Annotated in this window: 11 protein-coding genes; 6 read left to right on the top strand and 5 right to left on the bottom strand. The window is 57.6% G+C overall.

Annotation, left to right across the window (positions count from 1 at the left end; translation table 11 throughout):
• Window positions 1-131: 131 nt before the first annotated feature.
• The 3 genes from recQ to BXP70_RS16590 all read left to right on the top strand — a co-directional run bounded on the left by recQ (window position 132) and on the right by BXP70_RS16590 (window position 4,459).
• Entirely contained in the window at window positions 132-2,366 is a 2,235-nt protein-coding gene (gene recQ / locus BXP70_RS16600; protein ID WP_086595224.1) for a DNA helicase RecQ, read from the top strand.
• Window positions 2,367-2,755: 389 nt separating this feature from the next.
• On the top strand, window positions 2,756-3,559 hold the full coding sequence (locus BXP70_RS16595) for a LexA family transcriptional regulator (protein WP_086595223.1): 804 nt from the start codon (window positions 2,756-2,758) through the stop codon (window positions 3,557-3,559).
• A gap of 180 nt (window positions 3,560-3,739) precedes the next feature.
• Window positions 3,740-4,459, top strand: a complete 720-nt coding sequence (locus tag BXP70_RS16590; RefSeq protein ID WP_086595222.1) for a pirin family protein — start codon at window positions 3,740-3,742, stop codon at window positions 4,457-4,459.
• Window positions 4,460-4,528: 69 nt separating this feature from the next.
• On the opposite strand, the gene BXP70_RS16585 is transcribed toward BXP70_RS16590, so the two are convergent.
• A complete protein-coding gene (locus BXP70_RS16585; protein ID WP_143436539.1) occupies window positions 4,529-6,304 on the bottom strand; it encodes an FG-GAP-like repeat-containing protein in 1,776 nt (591 codons plus the stop codon).
• Window positions 6,305-6,996: 692 nt separating this feature from the next.
• Between BXP70_RS16585 and BXP70_RS16580 the strand changes: the two genes are divergently transcribed.
• Complete coding sequence (locus BXP70_RS16580; RefSeq protein WP_086595220.1) at window positions 6,997-9,174, top strand: bifunctional alpha,alpha-trehalose-phosphate synthase (UDP-forming)/trehalose-phosphatase; 2,178 nt, start codon at window positions 6,997-6,999, stop codon at window positions 9,172-9,174.
• An 84-nt stretch (window positions 9,175-9,258) separates the two neighbouring features.
• On the opposite strand, the gene BXP70_RS16575 is transcribed toward BXP70_RS16580, so the two are convergent.
• Entirely contained in the window at window positions 9,259-11,040 is a 1,782-nt protein-coding gene (locus tag BXP70_RS16575; RefSeq protein ID WP_086595219.1) for a glycoside hydrolase family 15 protein, read from the bottom strand.
• Window positions 11,041-11,398: 358 nt separating this feature from the next.
• Here BXP70_RS16575 and BXP70_RS16570 point away from each other — a divergent pair, with 358 nt between their 5' ends.
• Entirely contained in the window at window positions 11,399-13,585 is a 2,187-nt protein-coding gene (locus tag BXP70_RS16570; protein ID WP_086595218.1) for a hypothetical protein, read from the top strand.
• Window positions 13,586-13,674: 89 nt separating this feature from the next.
• Here the strand turns inward: BXP70_RS16570 and BXP70_RS16565 are convergent, their stop codons facing one another.
• The 3 genes from BXP70_RS16565 to BXP70_RS16555 form a co-directional block, all read right to left on the bottom strand.
• The gene (locus tag BXP70_RS16565; protein ID WP_086595217.1) at window positions 13,675-14,061 is read right to left on the bottom strand and encodes a GxxExxY protein; all 387 of its coding nucleotides are present in this window, start codon (window positions 14,059-14,061) and stop codon (window positions 13,675-13,677) included.
• Window positions 14,062-14,155: 94 nt separating this feature from the next.
• A complete protein-coding gene (locus tag BXP70_RS16560) occupies window positions 14,156-16,162 on the bottom strand; it encodes a sensor histidine kinase (RefSeq protein WP_086595216.1) in 2,007 nt (668 codons plus the stop codon).
• A gap of 184 nt (window positions 16,163-16,346) precedes the next feature.
• Complete coding sequence (locus BXP70_RS16555; RefSeq protein ID WP_086595215.1) at window positions 16,347-19,415, bottom strand: CheR family methyltransferase; 3,069 nt, start codon at window positions 19,413-19,415, stop codon at window positions 16,347-16,349.
• 244 nt (window positions 19,416-19,659) lie between these two features.
• Between BXP70_RS16555 and BXP70_RS16550 the strand changes: the two genes are divergently transcribed.
• A complete protein-coding gene (locus BXP70_RS16550) occupies window positions 19,660-20,676 on the top strand; it encodes a chemotaxis protein CheB (protein ID WP_086595214.1) in 1,017 nt (338 codons plus the stop codon).
• Window positions 20,677-20,977 lie beyond the last annotated feature (301 nt).

Genomic DNA, 20,977 nt, shown 5'->3' with positions numbered 1-20,977 from the left:
AATGTTTCCTTTTATACGTCAGGACTCAACCGTAAGCAGGTGCAGGATTACGCGGCAGTTGTGCACGATTTATGCCGCCTTGTGGTTTATTAACCTTCGGAAGTCCCCGCTAATCGCCGTATTTTTACCGAATGTTATTTGCGCCCGAACCCCTAGCTCCTACCCTCGACTCGGCCCGCCGCGTCCTGAAGCAATACTACGGTTATGACTCTTTTCGGCCCATGCAGGCCGATATTATTGAGTCCATCTTAGGTGGGCGCGACACGGTAGTGCTCATGCCGACGGGCGGCGGCAAGTCGGTTTGCTTTCAGGTGCCGGCCATTGTGCAGGAGGGCGTGTGCGTGGTCGTATCGCCGCTGATTGCCCTGATGAAAGACCAGGTAGAAGCGCTGAAAGCAAACGGCGTTTCGGCCGCCTATATTAACAGCAGCGTGGGTCAGGGCGAGCAGACCAGCATTGCCTCCGACTGCCTCAACGGCTACTTGAAGCTGCTGTACGTCAGCCCCGAGAAGCTCTTATCGGAAGGCTTTCTGCAGTTTCTGCGCCGCCTGCGCATCAGCATGTTTGCCATCGACGAGGCCCACTGTATTTCCTCGTGGGGCCACGACTTTCGGCCCGAATATACCCAGCTGAAGCTGCTGCGCGAGCAGTTTCCGCAGATTCCTATTATCGCCCTCACCGCCACGGCCGACCGCCTCACCCAGCGTGATATCCAGCAGCAGCTGCGCCTGAACGAACCTAGGGTATTCCTTTCCAGCTTCGACCGGCCCAACCTAAACCTCATCGTGCGCCCCGGCCAAGACCGCGTGGGCAGCATCGTGGAGTTTGTGGAGCGCCATCCCGACGAGGCCGGCATCGTGTACTGCCTCTCGCGCAAGCAGTGCGAAACGATGGCTGAGAAGCTGAAAGCTAAGGGCATTCGCGCTGGCCACTACCACGCCGGCATGACGCCCAACCAGCGCGGCGCCGTGCAGGAAGCTTTCCTGAAAGATGACTTGCAGGCGATTGTGGCCACCATCGCCTTTGGTATGGGCATCGACAAGAGCAACGTACGCTGGGTGATTCACTACAACCTGCCCAAGAACATCGAGGGGTATTACCAGGAAATCGGGCGGGCGGGCCGCGATGGGGCACCGGCTACGGCGATGCTGTTCTACAACTTCGGCGACGTGATGAGCCTGCGCGACATGCTCACCAAGGACAACCCTAGCCTCACGCAGCTCAACCTCACCAAGCTGGAGCGCATGCAGCAGTTTGCGGAAGCGGCCGGCTGCCGCCGCAAGATCTTGCTCAACTACTTCGGCGAGGTACTGCCCCAGGACTGCGGCAACTGCGACATCTGCCGCAACCCACCCACCACTTTTGACGGCTCGCTGCTCGCCCAAAAGGCGCTATCAGCGGTGGTGCGCATGCGCGAACGGGCTAGCATTGGCCTGCTCATCGACGTGCTGCGCGGCATGCGTAACCAGGCTGTGCTCACGGGCGGCTACGACCAAATCAAAACCTACGGGGCCGGCGCCGACCTCCCCTATTTGGACTGGTACAGCTACATCCACCAAATGCTCAACGATGGGCTGCTCTACATTGCCTACGAAGAAGGCTACGCACTGAAGCTCACCGACCTAGGTCGGGAGGTTCTGCAGGGCCAGCGCACCCTAGCCCTGAAGAAGTTTCAGCCCGCCGAGAAAGCCGAGAAGCCGACCCGCGCCAGCAAGAAAGCCGCTGCCCAAGCTTCCAAGCCAGTGGATGCTACTACGGCTCTGTTCGACAAGCTCCGTCAGCTTCGCAAGCGCATTGCCGACGAGCAGAACGTACCACCGTACGTCATCTTCACGGACACCACCTTGCAGGAAATGGCCGCTGAGCGCCCCATCTCCCGTGTGGCCATGCTAGCTATTTCGGGTGTAGGCATGAAGAAATTTGAGAACTACGGCGAGGTATTTATCAAGGAAATACTAGCCTATGGTGGTGCCCCCAACCCCGCCGATGCCATGGAAGCAGACGACGCCGAAGAAGTTGAAGAAGCTCCTGCGGCTCGCCCCGCCCGCAAGAAGGACGTAGGCGACACCCACGAAACGACTTTGCAGCTGCACCGTGTGGGCCTGAATGTGGACGCTATTGCGGAGCGCCGCAACCTCAGCCCCGGCACCATCCGCGCCCACATCGAAACGCTTTACGCCAAGGGCTTCCCGATTCGGCTGGAAGAGTTCTTAACGATGGACGAGTTTGCTGAAATTCAGACCGCTATCGGGCAGCTAGGTGGCTCGCCCCTACTCCGCGACCTGTTCGACCACCTACGCGAGAAATACGATTATTTCAAACTGCGCCTAGCCTTGCACTACCAGAAGAAGCTGCGCGGCGAATAACCTTTCTGCACTGCAGCGCGAAGCCTGCGTTTCGCATATCCCTGAACGACGGATGCCTAGCACGAGTCATTCAAGATATGCGAAGCGCAGGCTTCAGGCTGTAATGCGCTATGGCAGCCGTCCTAGCTTGGAGAATGAGATGGGAAAACCGGCTTTAAAACACTGTAAACCGCCGCGAAAAACAACGTTTGCATTAGCCTGCACACTATAACCCAACGCAGCGAATCAGTTCAGTCAGCGCTGAGCCTACAGCTAAACGATAAGATTAACCTCAATAAAAAATTTAGCAAAACTTTAAGCTAATTGAATTAGTAATACCGCAAAGATGTTACTAAATTCACGAGCCGATATGTACTTGAATAGGAAGCCTTTCCCCGGCTCTTTGCGTGATGATCAATACTAACCTTAAATACTGGCGGCGTGAGCTCAGCCTGACGCAAGCCCAAATGGCTGAGAAGCTAGGCATTAAGCGTTCATTAGTAGGCGCTTACGAAGAAGGCCGCGCCGAGCCCAAACTTACTACGCTCGTCAATATGGCCCGCTTGTTCGGCATTACGCTGGACGCGTTGGTGACGACTGACTTCAGCAAAAAGGGCAAAGCCAAGACGGCTATCCGTCATTTGGAGCCCGTAAACACTACGCCGGAGCCGCCCCGCCCTGCTGGCAATCTGCGCGTATTGGCTCTTACAGTCGATAAGGAGCAGAACGAAAACATCGAGCTAGTGCCGCTCAAAGCCAGCGCCGGTTACCTCAATGGTTACGCCGACCCTGAGTTCATCGAGGAGCTGCCAAAGTTCCGCCTGCCCATGCTCGGCACTGGAGGCACTTACCGCGCCTTCGAAATCTCCGGTGATTCCATGCTACCGATTGCCTCTGGTACCGTTATCGTGGGCCGCTACGTGGACGATTGGCTGACGCTCAAGGATGGCACGCCTTGCATTGTAGTGAGCGCTAAAGAAGGTATCGTGTTCAAGCGCGTGTACAACCGCCTCAAGAACGCCGCCACGCTCAGCCTGCACTCCGACAACCCCGTGTACTCGCCCTACGAGATTGACGTGCAGGACGTCGTAGAGATTTGGGAAGCCAAAGCGTACATCAGCAGCACTTTCCCCATCGCCGACCTTTCCCTGAACCGATTGGCCAGCATTGTGTTGGATCTTCAGCAGCAAATGACCACGCTGAAAAAGGCGTAACCCCTTTCGTATTGCACTTTTGCCTTAACCGGTCTGAAGACAACAGCTGTCTTCAGACCGGTTTTCTTTTGCGCTCAAGGGCTCAGTGGGCGCTTAAGTAACAGATCCTAGCTAACTTCCACTTGCCCGGCCGCGTATGCAGAAGCAGGGTTACTCCCTTTAACCTCAATTCCGACCCCTATGCTTAAGTACATTCCTGCTACCGACCGCCACCATGCAGCGCCCGTGCAGTGGCTCAGCAGCTACTTCCTGTTCAGCTTCGCCGATTACTACGACCCCGATAATCTTCATTTCGGCCCGTTGCGCGTATTCAACGATGACAGCATTGCCCCACAATCAGGCTTTCCCCAACATCCGCATTCGGAAATGGAAATCGTGACGCTGGTGCTGGATGGCGAAGTAACCCACGAGGACACAATGGGCAACAAAACCGTTATCAAGAAAGGTGAAGTGCAGCGCATGACCGCTGGTACCGGCATCGCACACTCCGAGTTCAACCGCACTGATGCCGCGCTGCACATTTACCAGCTCTGGTTTATTTCCAACCAGAAAGGCCTTAGCCCGAGCTACGAACAGAAAGACGTCGATTTTCTCAGCACCAAAAACGAGCTCGTGCCGCTCGTGACGGGTCAAAAAGTACTGGAAGACGTCGTGTACATGAATTCTAACAGCGCCGTGTACTGGGCGAACCTAGGTGCCGATAAAGAAATCCTGTTCCAGACTTTTCCTATTCGGAATACTTTTATCTACGTAAAACAAGGCATCATCTTCGTTAATGGTACGGAGCTAGGTATCAACGACCAAGCCCGCATGACAGACGAACACGTAGTGGAGATTCGGGCCACAAAAGACGCCCAATTTGTCTTGATCGATTTGCCGGCTAGCGAAGCTAACTACTAACCCTACAGAGTATTGCATCAACAAAAAAGCTGGTCGTCTGACCGGCTTTTTTGTTGGCGTACGAGCAGCTTACTTCTCCACCACTACGCGCTTGATTACGCGGCCTTCGCTGGTATCGAGGCAAACATAGTATACGCCGTTAGCTAGGCTTTTGAGCACCAAGCCCGAAGGCATCATCAATTGCTCAACCGTCAGGTCGCGCTCAATCATGGTCTGGCCTACCACGTTGATAATACGCATGTGCAGCGCTTGGTTACCAAGACGGGCGGGTAGGATCATCTGGGCTTTTAGGTGCGCCGGATTTGGATAGATGCTTACTTCTTCGGCCAGCCTTTTATTGTCGTTCTGGTTCAGCCGGACGCTCACCGTTTTGCTCGTGTTGTTTACCGTAGCAAAATCTAGGTCGCCGTCACCATCTACGTCGCCGAGGGCTAGGCTGTAGGGGCCCTCGCCCACACTCACTTCCTGCTTGTTGGTGAAAGCCCCAGTGCCATTGTTCATATGCACCTCCACTTTGTTGCCCGTGTAAGTAGCCGCGAGCAAATCTAAGTCACCGTCACCATCCACGTCGCCCAGCGCGATGCTGCGAGCTCCCGTACTAAGTGTAACGGTCTGCCCGTCGCTAAATGAGCCAGAACCGTTGTTGAAGCGGATGCTAACTGTGTTCGTGTTCAAGTCGCCCGTTACCAAGTCCAGGTCGCCGTCGCCGTCGATGTCGCCGAGCTTAACTGCGTGCGGACTCACGCCTACGTTTACCTCCTGGCCACCGCCAAATATGCCTCTGCCGTTGTTCAGGCGCACGCTGGCCGTCGTGATGTTGGAGTTAACCGTCACAAAATCAATATCCCCATCGTTGTCTAGGTCGCCGGCTGCTACCCCCATGGGGCGCGTGCCTACCATTACCTCTTGCCCCTGAGAAGCAAATTCACCGGTGCCATTGTTGAGGCGGACGCTCACAGTACTGCTCGTGTAGTTGCTGCTACTGTCTACGTAGTTGGCTACCAATAAATCGAGGTCACCATCCCCGTCTACGTCGGCCAGCGCGAGGGCGTGCGGGTTTTCACCGGTCTTGACTTCCTGTGCGCCGCCGAAGGTTCCTTTGCCGTTGTTCAGACGCACGCTCACGGTACTAACAACGGTATTGGCATTGGCCGTGAGCAAATCTAAGTCGCCGTCATTATCTACGTCGCTGAGAACCACTTGGTAGGGGCCGTAGCCAACTTTCACTTCCTGCTTGCCAGTGAAGTTACCCCGGCCGTCGTTGAGGCGCACGCTCACTGTACCGTCGGTGTTGTAGTTGGCCGTCAGCATGTCGAGGTCCCCATCGCCATCTAGGTCCCCCAGGGTCACGCTGGTCGCGTTGTCGCCCACCACCGGGTCGGAGCCACCGCCGAAGGTACCTGTGCTGGGGCTGGTAGCCGTAGTAAACTGGAATACCTGTGGGGCAGCTAGGTGCTCCCCGCTGCTGCTCTGCGCGGCTGTGGTGATAGTAGCAAAAATAGTTTCGCCGGGCTTAAAGCTACTGCTAGGCGTGTATTTGAGCGTATTGCCTGTGCAGGTGATACTGCTTTTGGCCCGGCTAGCTTGGCTGCTGAAAGCTTGCAGAATGGGCCCTTGTTGACTTCCAAGCGGGCGCAAAGCTTGGCTGAAAGTTGCCGTGATGGCCGTCGTGACCGACACAGCCCGAGCATTACGGGCAGGCGACACACTGCTAAGCGTGGGGGCTTGGGCAAGAACGGTTCCTACCCCGAATAGGAGGCAAAGGTTAGCAAGACCTAGAGTACGTACCATCTTCTGCGCGGACACGCGAGTCTGGCCAGATGGGGTAAGAGTAAATAATATCATAGACACGTGAGTTGCGGCGCAGAGCAGAAACCAAGTTTCCTTAGGCTTCTGACTGTCCGCTTTTTGGGTGGGTAGCAGCGTAGATAGGGGGCGAAACCGCGTCTGCTTCAAAACTCGAACCAGCCACACCGTAGAACATAGTAAATATACGGTAGTATTTATAAATATGTTTTATTTAATCCTTAAATATTACTAGAAAACATATATCTGCCTGAACAAGTGCCAGTAAGCTTTTATCGCGTTTATCAGTAAAGAACAACTTATACTTACCTGGTTCCTATCCAGAAGTAATGCTCCCGGCGTGGGCGAAGAGTGCAAAACCGTATTTTTCTAACTTTTTCAATAATTACTTCTATTAATTTATTTTAATGCGTTCTAAATAGAGTGCAAGCTCTCCGTTTACTACTACCGTGGGAAGCAGGCGTATCAACGCAGTAACGCTAGGGCATCTGCGGCGCTCTGTCCTACCGATTCTGGGAATACTCTACTTGGTCGTTCTTGCTTCATCGCCTACCTAGGTTTGCAACCTATTCTCTAGGCCCTAGCTTTCTTGTAGTACCCTTTCTCTGAGGCATTGATGCTGGGCGCTAACGTGGCGTTTGGAGCTGTGAGCGAGGCTACCTAGCAAATACTTTCGGCAAAAAGGCCATTCTTACCGTATGTAGATGGACTGAAAACAAACTTTAGCATCTATGTCTCGAACGATTATTGTTTCCAACCGCTTGCCTACAAAGGCTCATCGCACCGAGGGAGGATTAGATTTCACACCGAGCGAAGGAGGATTGGCAACAGGGTTGGGCTCTATTTATCGTGCCGATGGAAATATCTGGATTGGCTGGCCTGGCCTTGTGGTAGAAGAGCCAGCCGAACAGCAGCACGTGATAGACCAGCTACAAGCCGATAGCATGCGTCCTGTGTTCCTGACGGAAACGGAAATCCGGGATTTCTACGAGGGGTTTAGCAACGAGACGCTGTGGCCTACCTTCCACTACTTCAGCCAATACGCCGTCTTTGATCAGCAGCAGTGGGAGGCGTACGTGGCCGTCAACGAGAAATTCTGCGAGGCCGTGCTTCAGGAAGCTGGCCCCGAAGACACCATTTGGGTGCACGACTACCAGCTCCTGCTCCTGCCCGAGATGGTGCGCAAAGCGCGGCCCGACAGCAGCATCGGCTTTTTCCTGCACATCCCGTTTCCCTCGCACGAAATCATCCGGGCGATGCCATGGCGCGAGCAGCTACTGAAAGGCATGCTAGGTGCCGATCTAATCGGCTTCCACACCTACGGCTACATGCGCCACTTCCTGAGTGCGGTGTCGCAGCTACTTGGCTACTCCAGCCAAAACGGGATGATCGAAGCCGGGACCCGCAGTGTGCTGGTGGACGCTTTCCCGATGGGCATCGACTATGATAAGTATGCGGAGCTAGCAGCCTCGCAGGCCGCTATTCAAAGCGAGCAGACCTACCGGGAAGCCCTCGGCAACGTGCGCGTCATTCTATCCATCGACCGGCTTGATTACACGAAGGGCATTGCCCAGCGTTTGCTTGCCTACGAGTTGATGCTCCAGCGCTACCCCGAGTGGCGCGAGCAGGTAACCCTGTTTATGCTAGTGGTACCTTCCCGCGACCAAGTAGAGAAGTATAAGGAGCTGAAGGAAGAAATCGATGAGCTGGTGGGCCGCATCACCAGCACCTACCGCACCCTGTCGTGGAACCCGGTGCAGTACTTCTACCGCTCCTTCCCGATTGAAGACCTAGCTGGGCTGTACCGCCTAGCCGAAGTAGCCCTCGTGACGCCCATGCGCGACGGCATGAACCTGGTAGCGAAAGAATTCGTGGCTTGCAAAGGCGACCGGCCGGGCGTTCTGATCCTGAGCGAGCGGGCGGGTGCGGCGCGCGAGCTTTCCGATGCTATTATCATCAACCCCAGTGACATGCCGCAGGTAGCGGAGGCCATGCACGAGGCCTTGATCATGCCGGAGCAAGAGCAGCGGCAGCGCATGGCGAGCATGCAGGCGCTGGTGCAGCAATACAACGTGCACCATTGGGTTCAGCTCTTCATGGACCGCCTCACTTACAGCAAAATCAAGCAGCAAACGCTGGCCACTACCAAGCTTGATGCGGAAGTGCTGCATGAGATGGTGGAGAAGTACAGAAAAGCCAAGCAACGCCTGTTGTTCCTGGACTATGATGGCACCCTAGCTCCTTTCACCAAAAACCCGCAGAAAGCTCGTCCCGACGAAGACCTGCTCCAGTTGCTACGGGCCCTGAGCGCCGACGAGAACAACCGGGTGGTTATCATCAGCGGGCGCGACCGCAGCACTTTGCAGGAATGGCTTGGCCACCTGCCGCTCGACTTCATTGCCGAGCACGGCGTGTGGTACAAGAGCCGGGATGAGGAATGGACGATGGCGCAGGCCCTGCGCAGCGACTGGAAACTGGAAATTCGTCCTATCCTGGCCATGCACGTCAGCCGGACGGCGGGTTCCTTTATCGAGGAGAAAGACTACTCGCTGGTGTGGCACTACCGCCGCGCCGATGCCGAGCTAGCCGCCGTGCGCGCCCGCGAGTTGATTTCGCACCTCAACTTCTTGGCTACCAACAACGACTTGCAAGTGATGGAAGGCAACAAGGTGGTCGAGGTAAAAAGTACCGGCGTTAATAAAGGCGTAGCCGCTGCCCGGTGGTTGGCAAACTACCCCGAGGCAAACTTCATCCTGGCCATGGGTGATGACCGTACCGATGAAGATACCTTCCGCGCCATGCCCGAAGACGCCTTCACGGTGAAAGTCGGGGGCACGGGCCGCTCGTTGGCGCTGTATCATCTGAGCACTACCAATGAGGTGCGCCGCACGTTGCGGGCGCTGCTGTAAGCCTTTCCTAGAAAACCTAGGGCAGACAAAAAGGGCGACGGTTATGCACCGTCGCCCTTTTTGTCTGCCCTAGGTTTTGGGATGTTACAGGAAGTTCGGGCGGTCTAGCTTCTTGGAAATCCGGTATGCGGCGTTCATCAAGCCCACGTGGCTATAGGCTTGGGGGAAGTTGCCCCACTGGCTACCCGTTTTGGCGTCTACATCCTCCGAGAGCAGACCTAGGTGGTTGGTGTAGGTGATGAGCTTTTCAAACTCCCGCTTCGCATCCTCTAGGCGACCAATCACGGCCAGGGCTTCCACGTACCAGAAAGAGCAGATCAGGAAGGTCGTTTCGGGGGTGCCGAAGTCGTCGGGGTGACGGTAGCGGTAGAAAAGGCCTTCGGGGGTCTTCAACGCTTTTTCCAACGCCTCAACGTGCGTCTTGGCCCGCTCAGACGTAGGATCGAGGTAGCCCATCAGGATGAGTTGCAAGCCGCTGGCATCGAGGTGGGGCGAGCCGATGGCGTTGGTGTACGCCCCTTGCGCCGGGTCGTAGCAAGCTTCTATTTTCTCGGCGGCTTCGCGCATGAGTTCTTTTGCCAGCTTCTCCATGTCCTTGTTTTGGAGGTAGCTAGCCACTTTGCACGCTGCGTGCGCACCCGCCCAGTGGAACAGGTACGTGTAGCAATGGTACTGGGCAATGTGCCGGAACTCCCACAGGCCCGCGTCGGGCATGTTCATGGTTTCCTTGATCATGCGCAGCGCCTCGTACATCATGCGTGAGGAGTTCACCCGCTCATCATCGCGGAACCGGCGGTCAACGTAGAGCGGCAGCAGCGCCACCAGCACCTGCCCGTACACGTCGTTCTGGATGTGGGTATAGGCATCGTTGCCGATGCGCACGGGCTTGTTGCCTAGGTAGCCTTCTAGGTCCAGCTCCTGCTCCACCAGTTTGCTTGTGCCGCCAATACCGTAGAGGGGCTGGTATTTGTCCTGCACCTTGGTCGAGATGTTGGCGATGTACTGGAAGTAACGTTCCACCTCCTCAAAGTGGCCGATGTTGTTGAAGGCCGTCAGGATATAATACGTGTCGCGCATCCAGCAGTAGCGGTAGTCCCAGTTGCGGGTGCTGCCGGGCGCCTCGGGCAAGCTGGTGGTGGTCGCCGCAATGATGGCGCCGGTGTCTTCGTACTGGTGTAGCTTCAGGGCAAGGGCCGAGCGGATTACCTGGTCCTGGTAGAAGTTGCTGATGCTGGTACTCTTCACCCAGGTTTGCCAGTATTGCAGGGTATTGCGCAAAAACTGCTCAACGGTTTTTCCCAGCGAAGCTTCCAGCGGCGCGCCGTACGTCAGCACGAGGTACTTGGTCTCATTCAGCACGAAGCACTCCTGGTCGATGATGTAGGTGAGCGGAATGTCGGTGGTGAGGCGAATTTCTTCGTCCAAACCTAGGTAGGCGATGTGGTTAGAGCTGCGGCGGCGACTGAGCTGTAGGCTGCCGTACTCGCCGACGGGGTTGCAGGTCACCTGCACCCGCGGCATGCCCGACAGCGGCTCGATCTTCCGGACAATCATCAGGGGCTTGTAGTACCGGTCGTACTGCGAGAAGCGCGGGGCGAAGTCGGTGACGCGGTAGCGCCCGTTTATGTCTTCGATTTCGGTGCACAGCACGTTGGTATTTTCCACGTAGTACTGGCTCGACGTGAACTGCTTTTCGGCGGGCCGAACGCTGAACTCGCCGCCCTTTTTGCTATCGAGCAAGTCGCCGAAGATGAAGCTGCTATCGAAGCGCGGCCAGCACAGCCACGCCACCGACGTGTCTTTGCGGATGAGGGCGAGGTAGGCGCAGTTGCCGATCAGACCTAGGTCGTAGGTATGCTTTGTCATAGAAGAGAGTATAATCTGGGGCCAAAAGCCTATTCAGCCTAGTACCGCATCGGCGCCGGTTGGGTTGCCTTTATTCCCTGCGCGCTAAGCATTAAGCAGGGTTTGCCCCGGCGCCGGAAAACCTTTTTACGCAAGCACAGTTGCCCGGCCACGGCGCGGTAGCCGGGCCTGCATGCTTCCGCGCGGGGCTTGGTCTGATGGGCTCCGGGCACCTAGCTTCTGGCGCGCAACGCCATTTTTTTCCAAGTTGGCGCGCTCCTTGCGGGCAAAAGCCTAGTTTTTCCCATTGTTGTACAAAGGCAAGGCGTTTTACCTTTGCGCACTAATGCTTTTCTCCACTCTCTGACCTGAACCGCCAGTGCGTTTTTTCTTGGGTATTCGCGGCGCCGTTGGCGCTGTCGTTTCGCTGCTCCTCCTAGTTGCTTTCCTTCCCGCCAACGCGCAAACTTCCTTTTCCACCCAGACGCAGTTACCTCGGCCCCTGCTGCGCGACCTAGCCTTGCGCCTCGACACCACGCGCTACACCCTGAGCCAGAACACCATTACTGTGCAGGGCGAGCCCAATTTGTACTTCTACTACCAAAAGGAAGACGAAACGGCGGAGCTGCAAATTTACCCGACGGTGTTTCAGGCCGACAAGCCGCTGCGCCTGGTTCGCTCGGCCGACTTCCAGCTTGTTGATTCCGTGACGGCCGTTGATAATAGTTACTACCGCGCCAAGATTCGCTTTAAGGAGCTGACTGGAGCTCGGTTTCTACAGCTCACCTTCACCCAGGCCAGCGACACGGCCAGCAAGAGCCTGCGTACGCAGTCGGTGAGTCTGCTGCCAATCACGCGCACCACCGTGGAGCTGCGCGTGAACGACCCCGACCTGTACATTGGCGAGGAAAAGGTATTTGAGCTGCGCAGCAACAACCCCATCAACGTGCGCACCGCCCCCGAGTGGACGCGCGGCCAGGATATCGACTACCGCATTACGCAGGAAAAAGGGCAGCTTCGCCTGCACGTGTTGCCCAACAGCCTAGGTAGCCGCGTGCTCACGGCCCGCCCCCAAACGGAACGCCCTTTCCTCACCGACAACAACCGCCGCCTGAGCTACGCCCTGCCGCCGCTGCGCCAGGAGTTCAACGTGAAAGCCTCGCGCCTGCGCTTCCTCAACGTAGACAAGAAGGAGGTAACCATCGACGAGAATGCGCGCCGCCGGGGCGTAGAAATCATTCTCGATAATGGCCGCAGCTTCGAGCTGAAGCGCACCTACCGCGTTGAGGAACAAGAAGAAGCCGGGGGCGCCCTCATTGCTGAAATCTTCACGCGCCAGTACCTGACCAACGACCGGGTGCTGTGCTGGGTGCGCGTTTATAACACCCACCGCCTCACCGACAGCTACTTATATATTAAGGAGAACGACCAGCCCAAGTACATCACCAACTTCACCATCGCGCCCCAAACGGCCATCAAAACGGTGAGCGTGCGGCACCGGGGCAGCGACTGGAGCACCAACACCAGCGTGAGCCCCGGCGAAACGGTGGACGTGCGCCTGGAGGGTGAGTCGCTGGCGCGGGCGCGGTTTCACTTCGAGGATGTGCAGGTGATTCCCTCCGACTCCAGCATCCGCACCGACGCGGCGGCCGTGTACCGTATTCAGGTGCCCATCACCATCGACAAGCGGCGCATTACCATCTATAACGGCGGGCAGCCCACGGGCCAGAGCCTAGCGGTGCGCGAGTTTCAGCGCCCGCACCCGCTCGATTTTGTGAGCGTGACGTTCGGTGAATCGCCGCGGCCGGTTACGCGCCTCAACGGCCCGGTGCTCTACGCTCGCACCATCAGCGACGTGGTGTTTAGCTTCAACACGGCCGGCATCGACTCCGACAAGCAGCTCTACGGCAAGCAGTACCTGAGCTTCGACATTCGCACGCAAAACGCGAAGGGTGAGCTGATTGAGATGCGCACCGTCGACAACATTGTGGTGTGCCCAGATGAAAGCTCGGTGCGGGCGGCTTTCTACCAAGATAAGCAGTGCCAAGTGGGCAATATCAGCCTCAACAACTTGCTTTCGGCCCGCAAAACCTACGCCCTCGACGACTGGAGCACCATCATTGTGACGGTGCGCCACAACCAGGCCCAGTATCAGGAACCCGGTTTCACGCAGAAGCTGGAGCTGGTGCTTCAGCGCCGGGTGAAGTTCGACATCGACATCAGCTTTCCGGGCGGCTTGCTCACCAAATACAAGGGCGAGTCGAGCTTTACTTCCTTTGGCGGTATCTCGCTGGCTACACTGGCGCAGCTTAGCTTCTATCACCCTACCAAAATCAATAAGCTGCGCCCCTACAAAGTGGGGGCAGGCTTTGTGGCCCTCAACGCGTTCAACCTCAGCCAGGACGGCAACGTCGGCCGCGACCTAGGCATCGTGGTGCTGGGCTCGGTGTACCCCACCCGCTCCGATGCCAAGCTCACGTTTCCGCTGTACCTAGGTGGCGGCTACCTCATGAACAAGCGCGCGCCCTTCTTCCTCTTCGGGCCGGGCATCGGGATTCGCCTGTAGCCCAGAACCACGGATTCGACGGATTCTTCGGATTTCACGGATTTTGTGGACGAGCGCAGCTTTTTGCTTTCGCCTTTGGCGGCAAACGATCACCTAGGTTGGTTCTTGAGGAAGCGTTTGTACTTTAAGCTTGTTTCACCGAAGTTGATTAATAAGCCTACTTCTAGTCGGTATGCTTCCAAGTAGTTGATTACTTGAGCGTAGTGTGCGTGATTTAACTCACTTATAGCTTTTAGCTCCACAAGCACATTCTCAGCTACTAGGAAATCAACGCGCCGACTTCCTACTTCCACCCCTTTGTAGAAGATCGGCCTCTCAACTTCACGGATAAACGGCAACCTAGCTTCCTGCATTTCCACTGCCAAGCTGCGCTGGTATATCACCTCCTGAAAACCGGTGCCTAATGCGCGGTGAACTTGCATGGCACAACCAATAACGCAGCGGGTTACTTCATTATATCGAGTATCTACTAGCATAAAGAGTGGCGCCGCTAAAGCGGCGCCACTCTTTAAAATTCAAATATTCGTCCACAAAATCCGTGGAATCCGAAAAATCCGCTGAATCCGTGGTTCAGAGGGCTAGCTCTATCGTGACGATGGTGCCGCGGCCGGGGCGCGAGTCGATGGCGAGGGTGCCCCCGAGTAAGTCGACGCGCTGTCGGATGCCGGCCAGCCCAATTCCCTTTGAAACGGCACTACTTGCGTTGGAATCAAAACCGACGCCATCATCTTCCACCGAAATAACCACCTGGCCGTTTTCGTGCACCACGTGCACAAACGCCTCCTGCGCCTGGGCGTGCTTGATCACGTTGTTGAGCAGCTCCTGCACAATGCGATAAATGGCCACGTCGAGTAGGCGGGGGCGCGGCTGCGCCAGGCCGTGCAGCTGCATGTGCACGTGGAGATTCCGCTTGGGGATGCGCTTGCAGAACTCCTGCAGCCCGACTTCCAGCCCAAAGTCCTCCAGTATTCTTGGGGTTAGCTCGAAGGAAATGGTACGCGTCGCTCTGATGGCTTCGTCGAGCAGTTCCATCACCACGCTCCGCTGCTCCGAGCTTTTGACGGTTAGGTTTTCCAGGTTGAGCTTTGTGGCGTACAGCAGCTGCCCCACGCCATTGTGCAAGGCCTCCGCAATGCGCCGGCGCTCTTCTTCCTGGGTATTCAGAATGGCAGATAGCACCTCCTGCTGCTGCTGTAGGCGCAGGCGCGTGGTTTCCTCGGCGAGGCGCACGCGCTCCGTCACATCGTGCACCAGGCCAATGATCCGTACGGCTTGCCGCTGCGCATCGCGCTCCACTTGGCCGCTGGCGTCTACGTAGCGCACCGTGCCATCGGGCAAAAGCAGCCGGTGCTGAAAGCCAAACTCTTGGTGGTGGGCCAAGATGTCAGCGAGCTTCTCCCCCACCCAGGCGAGGTCGTCGGGGTGCACCACGGCCCGGATCAGGTCGAAGGTGGGGTGCTTGGTGGGGGGCGTCTGGAAGAGCAGCTGGGCCCGCTCGTCGAGCTCCAGGGCATCGGTCGCCAGGGTCCAGCGCCACACCCCTAGCCCACCCGCCCGCAGCGCGGCGCTAAGCTGGGCCTCGCTCTGGCGCAGGCGCTCCACGTCGCGCTTGTGCTCGCTGATGTCGCGCCATACGATGTGAATCAGGGGCTGCGTATCCAGCCGGATGGGCGTCAGAACAGCCTCCATCCAGATTTTCTCGCCCGTGAAGCGGTACATGCTTACTTCGTAGCGCTTAGAGCCTGCTACGACTGCTTGCTCTACCGCCTCCCGGAACAGCTCGTGCGTACGTTGGCCATTGGGTTGCCGCTCGGGGGTGTTGTCCAAAAAGCTGTGCCCCACCAGGTCGCTTTTATGCCGGGTACCTAGCAGCCGCAGCGCCGCCGCGTTGCAGTCGATGTAGCGGTCGTTTTGGAGCAGCACCACGGCGTCGCTGCTCTGCTCAAACAGCATCCGGAACCTAGCCTCGCTGGCTATCAGCGCCTGGGTAGTTTTGTGCTGCTGCGTAATATCGATGATGGCCAAACGGCACAGCGGGGCTTGGCTCAGCGGCAGGGTCAGGCTGATGCCCTCCAGCCGCACGAAAATGGGCTCTCCTACTTCGGGTTGCAGCTCTAGCTCGCACACCTGCCGGTGCTCGCTCCGCTGCACCTCACCCCAGAAAGTCAGGAACTTGTCGCGGTAGTTTGGAGTGATAAACAACAGAAAACGGCGCTTCTGCAACCGCTGGCGCACCGTGCGCAGGAGTTGGGTCACGGCGAGGTTGAGTTGCTGAATAACGCCCGCCGACGTGAGCAGCAGGTAGCCAATGGGCGCAAACTCGTACAGGTCTTCGTATTGGATCCGGGCTGTTTGGGCTTCGCTCTGGACTTGCAGCAGCTCCTCGTACTGCATTTCCAGCTCGATCTGGTGCGTTTGCAGCTCTTGCAGCACCTGGGAGATTTCCTCGGATGTACGGTTGCTCGTGGATTGGGTAGCTAGCTCGCGCCGCCGCTCCGCTCGCTGCCGCAGCTGCTTCAGGGAGTCCTCGGCATTCTGGTTATGGTTCTGCAGTGCAGTATCGTCAGATTCAGCCATGGCTTACCCTGCTTGCTTTTTTCGTTCTCTGACGGGGCTAGTTCGGCATTATTCCTCTATACGTCAACCTCAACAAAGAAGGAATATTTGTGCCAACAAAAAGAAAAACCGCCGCTGCGGCCAGCTGGCCCCCTTTCCGCAAAGAAGGAAAGCTAGCTAGCCGCAGCGGCGGCCCGGTTGGTTTTTACCGTTGTACCTCCTCCATGGCGGTCACTTCCAGCACGATATAATCGGTCTGGTCTTGGCGCCGCACCACGCGCCGGGACGCAAACGTAACGCGGCGACCTAGCTCCTCGAAACGCGCTTCGATGGTCACGTTGTCGAAGCGCTCCACTTCGCCAGCCAAGAGCTCCAGCATATGGTCGCGCAGCGCCGGCTGGTTCCAGGCACCACTGTTGAGCTTCAGCAACGACGTTCCCTTCACCGCGTTGGCGTCGAGCTGAAAGGTGTTGGCAAAGGCCGGGCTTATCGCCAGCACCTTCACGTTGCGGTTGATGGCCAGCAGCATGCCCAGGGAGTTTTCCACTTCGTAGGCCACGAAGTTGGTGGTGTCGGTGCGCTGCTGCTCTTCCAGGCGCTTGAGGCTGGTAATGTCGGTGAAGGTGATAACGGCCCCGTTGATGTAGTTGTCGAGGGTGCGGTAGGGCAGAATGCGCATGGCATACCACTCGCCCGTGGTGGTCTGGATCATGGTTTCCACCGTGGTCAGGCGGTCGAGCACCAGGCGTACGTCTTCCACCAGGTGCTCGTAGCGCATGTTGGGGGCGAAGTGCGTGATGGGGCGGCCAATATCGGAGGGCAACAGGTTGATGATGCGCGCCACCCGCGGCGTAAACCGCTTGATGATCATGTCATTATCCAGGAAGACGATGGCAATTTCGGTGGAATCGAGCAGGTTGCGCATGTCGTTGGCCGCCTGGGCTAGCTCCTCCGTCTTGCTTTCGTACTGCATGTTCAGGGTCAGCAGCTCCTCGTTCAGGCTTTGCAGCTCCTCCTTGTTGGTCATGGCCTCCTCGTTGGTGCTTTGCAGCTCCTCGTTGGCCGATTGCAGCTCTTCGTTGGTACTCTTCAACTCCTCCAGGCTGCTTTCCATTTCCTCAATGGTCATCTGGAGGCGGTTCTTGGTGTATTGCAGCTCCTTATCGAGGGCCGCCACCACCGCGTCACGGCTCAGGTCGGAGCCGGGCGCTTCGGCTTTGCCCTGGCGCACCTTGCGCGGGGTGGGCATGTCTTCAAACGCGACCAGCAGCATCCCCAGCAGCTGCTCGGGCTCCTGCAAGTACTTCACGCGCAGGCGCAGCAGCTGGTAGCCGCTTTCGGTTTTCACCCGCACGTTGTCTACCTGCACCGACTCTTGCTGCTGGGTGGCTTTGTGAATGGCCGTGTTCAGCTCGAAGTTCAGCTCGTCGCGGGCCATGTCGTAGATGTTCATGCCGCTGGGGCCGGGGGCGGGCTCCAGGTACTTGCCCGTGCGGCCGTTCACGTACAGAATGTCGCCCTTGGCATTAATCACGACGGCGGGCGGGGCGTACTGCGCCAGCAGCATGCGCTGCACCAAGGCGCTCAGGACGCCAGTATCGCTACGCCGACCTAGGCTCAGCAGGGGGGCGGCCATGCCGCCGCTGCCCATGGGCAGGGCGAGGGGCGTTTGCTGCCGCGACATCGAAAACGGGAAGTTCACGAGCCGTGTGAGGGGCGCAATGGTTTCGAGGCGGCGCGAGATTTTCCACCGAATATCCAGCGGCGTGAACAGCTCCTGAAAGCCGCTCAGGTTTTCGGACGGCCCCAGGAACAGCAGCCCGTTCGGATTGAGGGCATAATGAAAAATAGGCAGCAGGCTCTTTTGCAGCTCCGTGCTAAAGTAAATCAGCAGGTTGCGGCAGCACAGCAGGTCGAGCTTGGTGAAGGGCGCGTCGCGGTTGATGTTGTGCACGGCAAACACTACCATATCGCGCACTTCCTTGCGGATCTGATACTGCCCTTCGTGGCGATGAAAGAAGCGGCGAAGGCGCTCCGGGTTTACATCCGCCGTGATGTTTTCGGGGTAGATGCCGACGCGGGCAAAGTCGATGCTTTCGGCGTGGATGTCGGTGGCGAAGATTTGCACCTTCAGGTACTTGCTGGCGTCCACCTCATCGAGACACTCCAGTAGGCACATGGCCAGCGAGTAAGCCTCCTCGCCCGTGGAGCAGCCAGGCGACCACACCCGCAGCACCGTATCGTTGGGCTTCTGCCGCAGCAACGGGGTCAGGTGGGCTTTAAGGCTCTCAAACGCTTCCGCGTCGCGGAAAAACTTGGTTACCCCGATGAGCAGCTCCCGAAACAACTGCTCCACTTCCTGCGGGTTTTCTTGCAGGTAGCGCACATAGCTCGGGAAGGTCTTGATCTGGTGCGAATTCATGCGCCGCTCAATGCGCCGGAGCACCGTGTTGCGCTTGTAGAGGGAGAAGTCGTGGTTTGTCTGCGCCCGGATCAGGGCCAGAATCTTGTCGAGGGCGTGGGCCGGTTTTTCCTGCGACTCGGCTTCCGCGCGCGAGGGGCGCGCCAGCAGCGGCCTTTCCACGTACTCCAGCAGCACCTGCGGCATTTCTTCGGGCGCCAGCACATAGTCCACAAACTCGGTAGCGATGGCCGCGCGCGGCATGGCATCGTACTGCGCCGTGTTAGGCGACTGCACCATCACCATCCCGTAGTTTTCCATCACCATCTTCAGCCCTAGGGTGCCGTCGGAGCCGGTGCCGGAGAAGATAATGCTGATGGCCCGGTCGCGGGCATCGCGGGCGAGGCTTTGCAGAAAGTAGTCGATGGGCAAGCGCCGGGCCGTTGTTTGGGTGGGCGAAAACAGCAGGAGCCGGCCGTTGAGCAAGCTCATTTCCTGGCTGGGCGGAATCACGTACACGTAGTTGACGCGCACGGTCATGCCATCCTCGGCTTGCACCACCGGCAGGGAGGTAAACTGCTGCAGCACCATTGCGAGCTCGCCATCCCGGGTGGGTAGCTGGTGCGTAACCACCACGAAGGCCATGCCGCAGTTGACGGGTATTTTGGCAAAAAACTGCTCCAGCGCCACCACCGAGCCCGCCGAGCCTCCTATCGCCACAATAGGAAACTTGTCGTCGGAGCCCTGCACGCGTGACACGCGCGGACCCGCCGGCCCGACAGCTAGGTCGCCAACACTTTTATCGACCGTAATGGCTTCCTGATCAGGAGCATACTCGTCGTCGGCCAACGACGTAGAAGGAAAATCAGACATGAAGAATTGCGGTACCGCTCGGCCCGCGGCAAGTCGCTGAGGGGTATGAGGGGTATGAGGGGTATGAAAAATTACGCAGGATTTGCGCCGTACATAGGATTACGTAAAATTAACCAGCGGGTGCTTTAGTTTCAGCGCCTTATTTTTTCGCAAAAAACCTAGCTCGACAGGCAGCACAAATACCGCGAAGCCCGTAATTTATGCTGCTATTTTTTCTTATTTCTCACTTTTCGTATCTGTAGCGTTGACGCACAGCTCTTTCCTTATTGTTATTGGCACTTCGGCGGGTGGCATGCCGGCCCTGGTCGAGTTGCTCGCGCAGCTACCGGCCACGTTGCCCGCGGCCGTCTTGGTGGTGCAGCACCTAGCCCCCAATTCGTCGTCGGATTTTTTGGTTGACCGGCTGAACGATAGCACCAACCTCATTTGCGAAGTGGCCCAGCACGGCGCGCACATCCGGCCGGGCCACGTGTATTTCTGCCAGCCCGACCGGCACTTGCTGGTCAAGGAGCACCACCTACTCATCACCAAAGGCCCGCACGAAAACAACTTCCGGCCCTCCATCGACGCCCTGTTTCGGTCGGCGGCCGTTGAGTACGGCGCCGGCGCCATTGGGGTGGTGCTCACCGGCATGCTCCACGATGGCACGGCCGGCCTCGATTTTATTCGGCGGTGCGGCGGCCTCACGGTGGTGCAAGACCCCGGCGAAGCCGAATTCCCGAGCATGCCCGAAAGCGCCTTGCGCAGCGTCCCCATCGACTATGTCGTGCCCCTGAGCCGCATGGGCTACTTGCTCCAAGAGCTAGTAGAGCAAGAAATTTCTCCTGAAAGCAACGTTCCTGAGGACTTAAAAATGGAGGCCGCTATTGCGGAACGAGTAGTGGGATCAGTAGACGATGTACGCAAGCTAGGCCATCAGGTGCCCATCTCCTGCCCCGACTGCGGCGGCTCCCTGTGGCAAGTAGACCAAGGCCATGTGTTGCGCTACCGTTGCCACACGGGCCACTCCTACACCGCCGAGTCGTTGCTGAACCGCACCCAGGATTCGCTGGAAGAAACCCTGTGGGTGGCCCTGCGCATGATGGAAGAGCGCAAAAACCTGCTCACTAGCATGGCTAGTCGCGGCCAAGGCCTGTGGAGCGTGCAGCAGGAGGAGCGCGTGAACGAGATCAAAGCCCACATCAATCGGCTGCGCGAGTTTTTGCTCAACGGCAAAGACGTAAACGGCGCCGCGGGCCCAACAACGGAACACGAACGGTAGCAGCTAGCCGCCCTCGGTTACGACCTAGGTTTTCGTGCTACAGCTCGTTGCTGCCCGAGCCGCAGGAAAGGCCGTATGCTGCACCCCGCGCAGCATTTTTCCTGCAGTGGCAAACACTACGGTCCACAACGAGGCGAGAGAGCTGCTTCGCGGGGTGCAGCATGCCCACCAGATCGTTCGGGGCTTTTTTAATCAGGAGTAAATTTCTAATCGGCAACTCCGGCCGCTAGCTACTCTGGGAGGCTGCTTTCCTTCGGCTTCAAGGGAAGCCAGCGGCTTTTTTGTTTGGCAAGAAGCAGCC

Source organism: Hymenobacter crusticola, assembly GCF_002154225.1.
In the GTDB taxonomy this organism is placed as follows: domain Bacteria; phylum Bacteroidota; class Bacteroidia; order Cytophagales; family Hymenobacteraceae; genus Hymenobacter; species Hymenobacter crusticola.
Note: the sequence above shows the minus strand (reverse complement) of the source record. Positions and strands in the feature narration are given on the sequence as shown.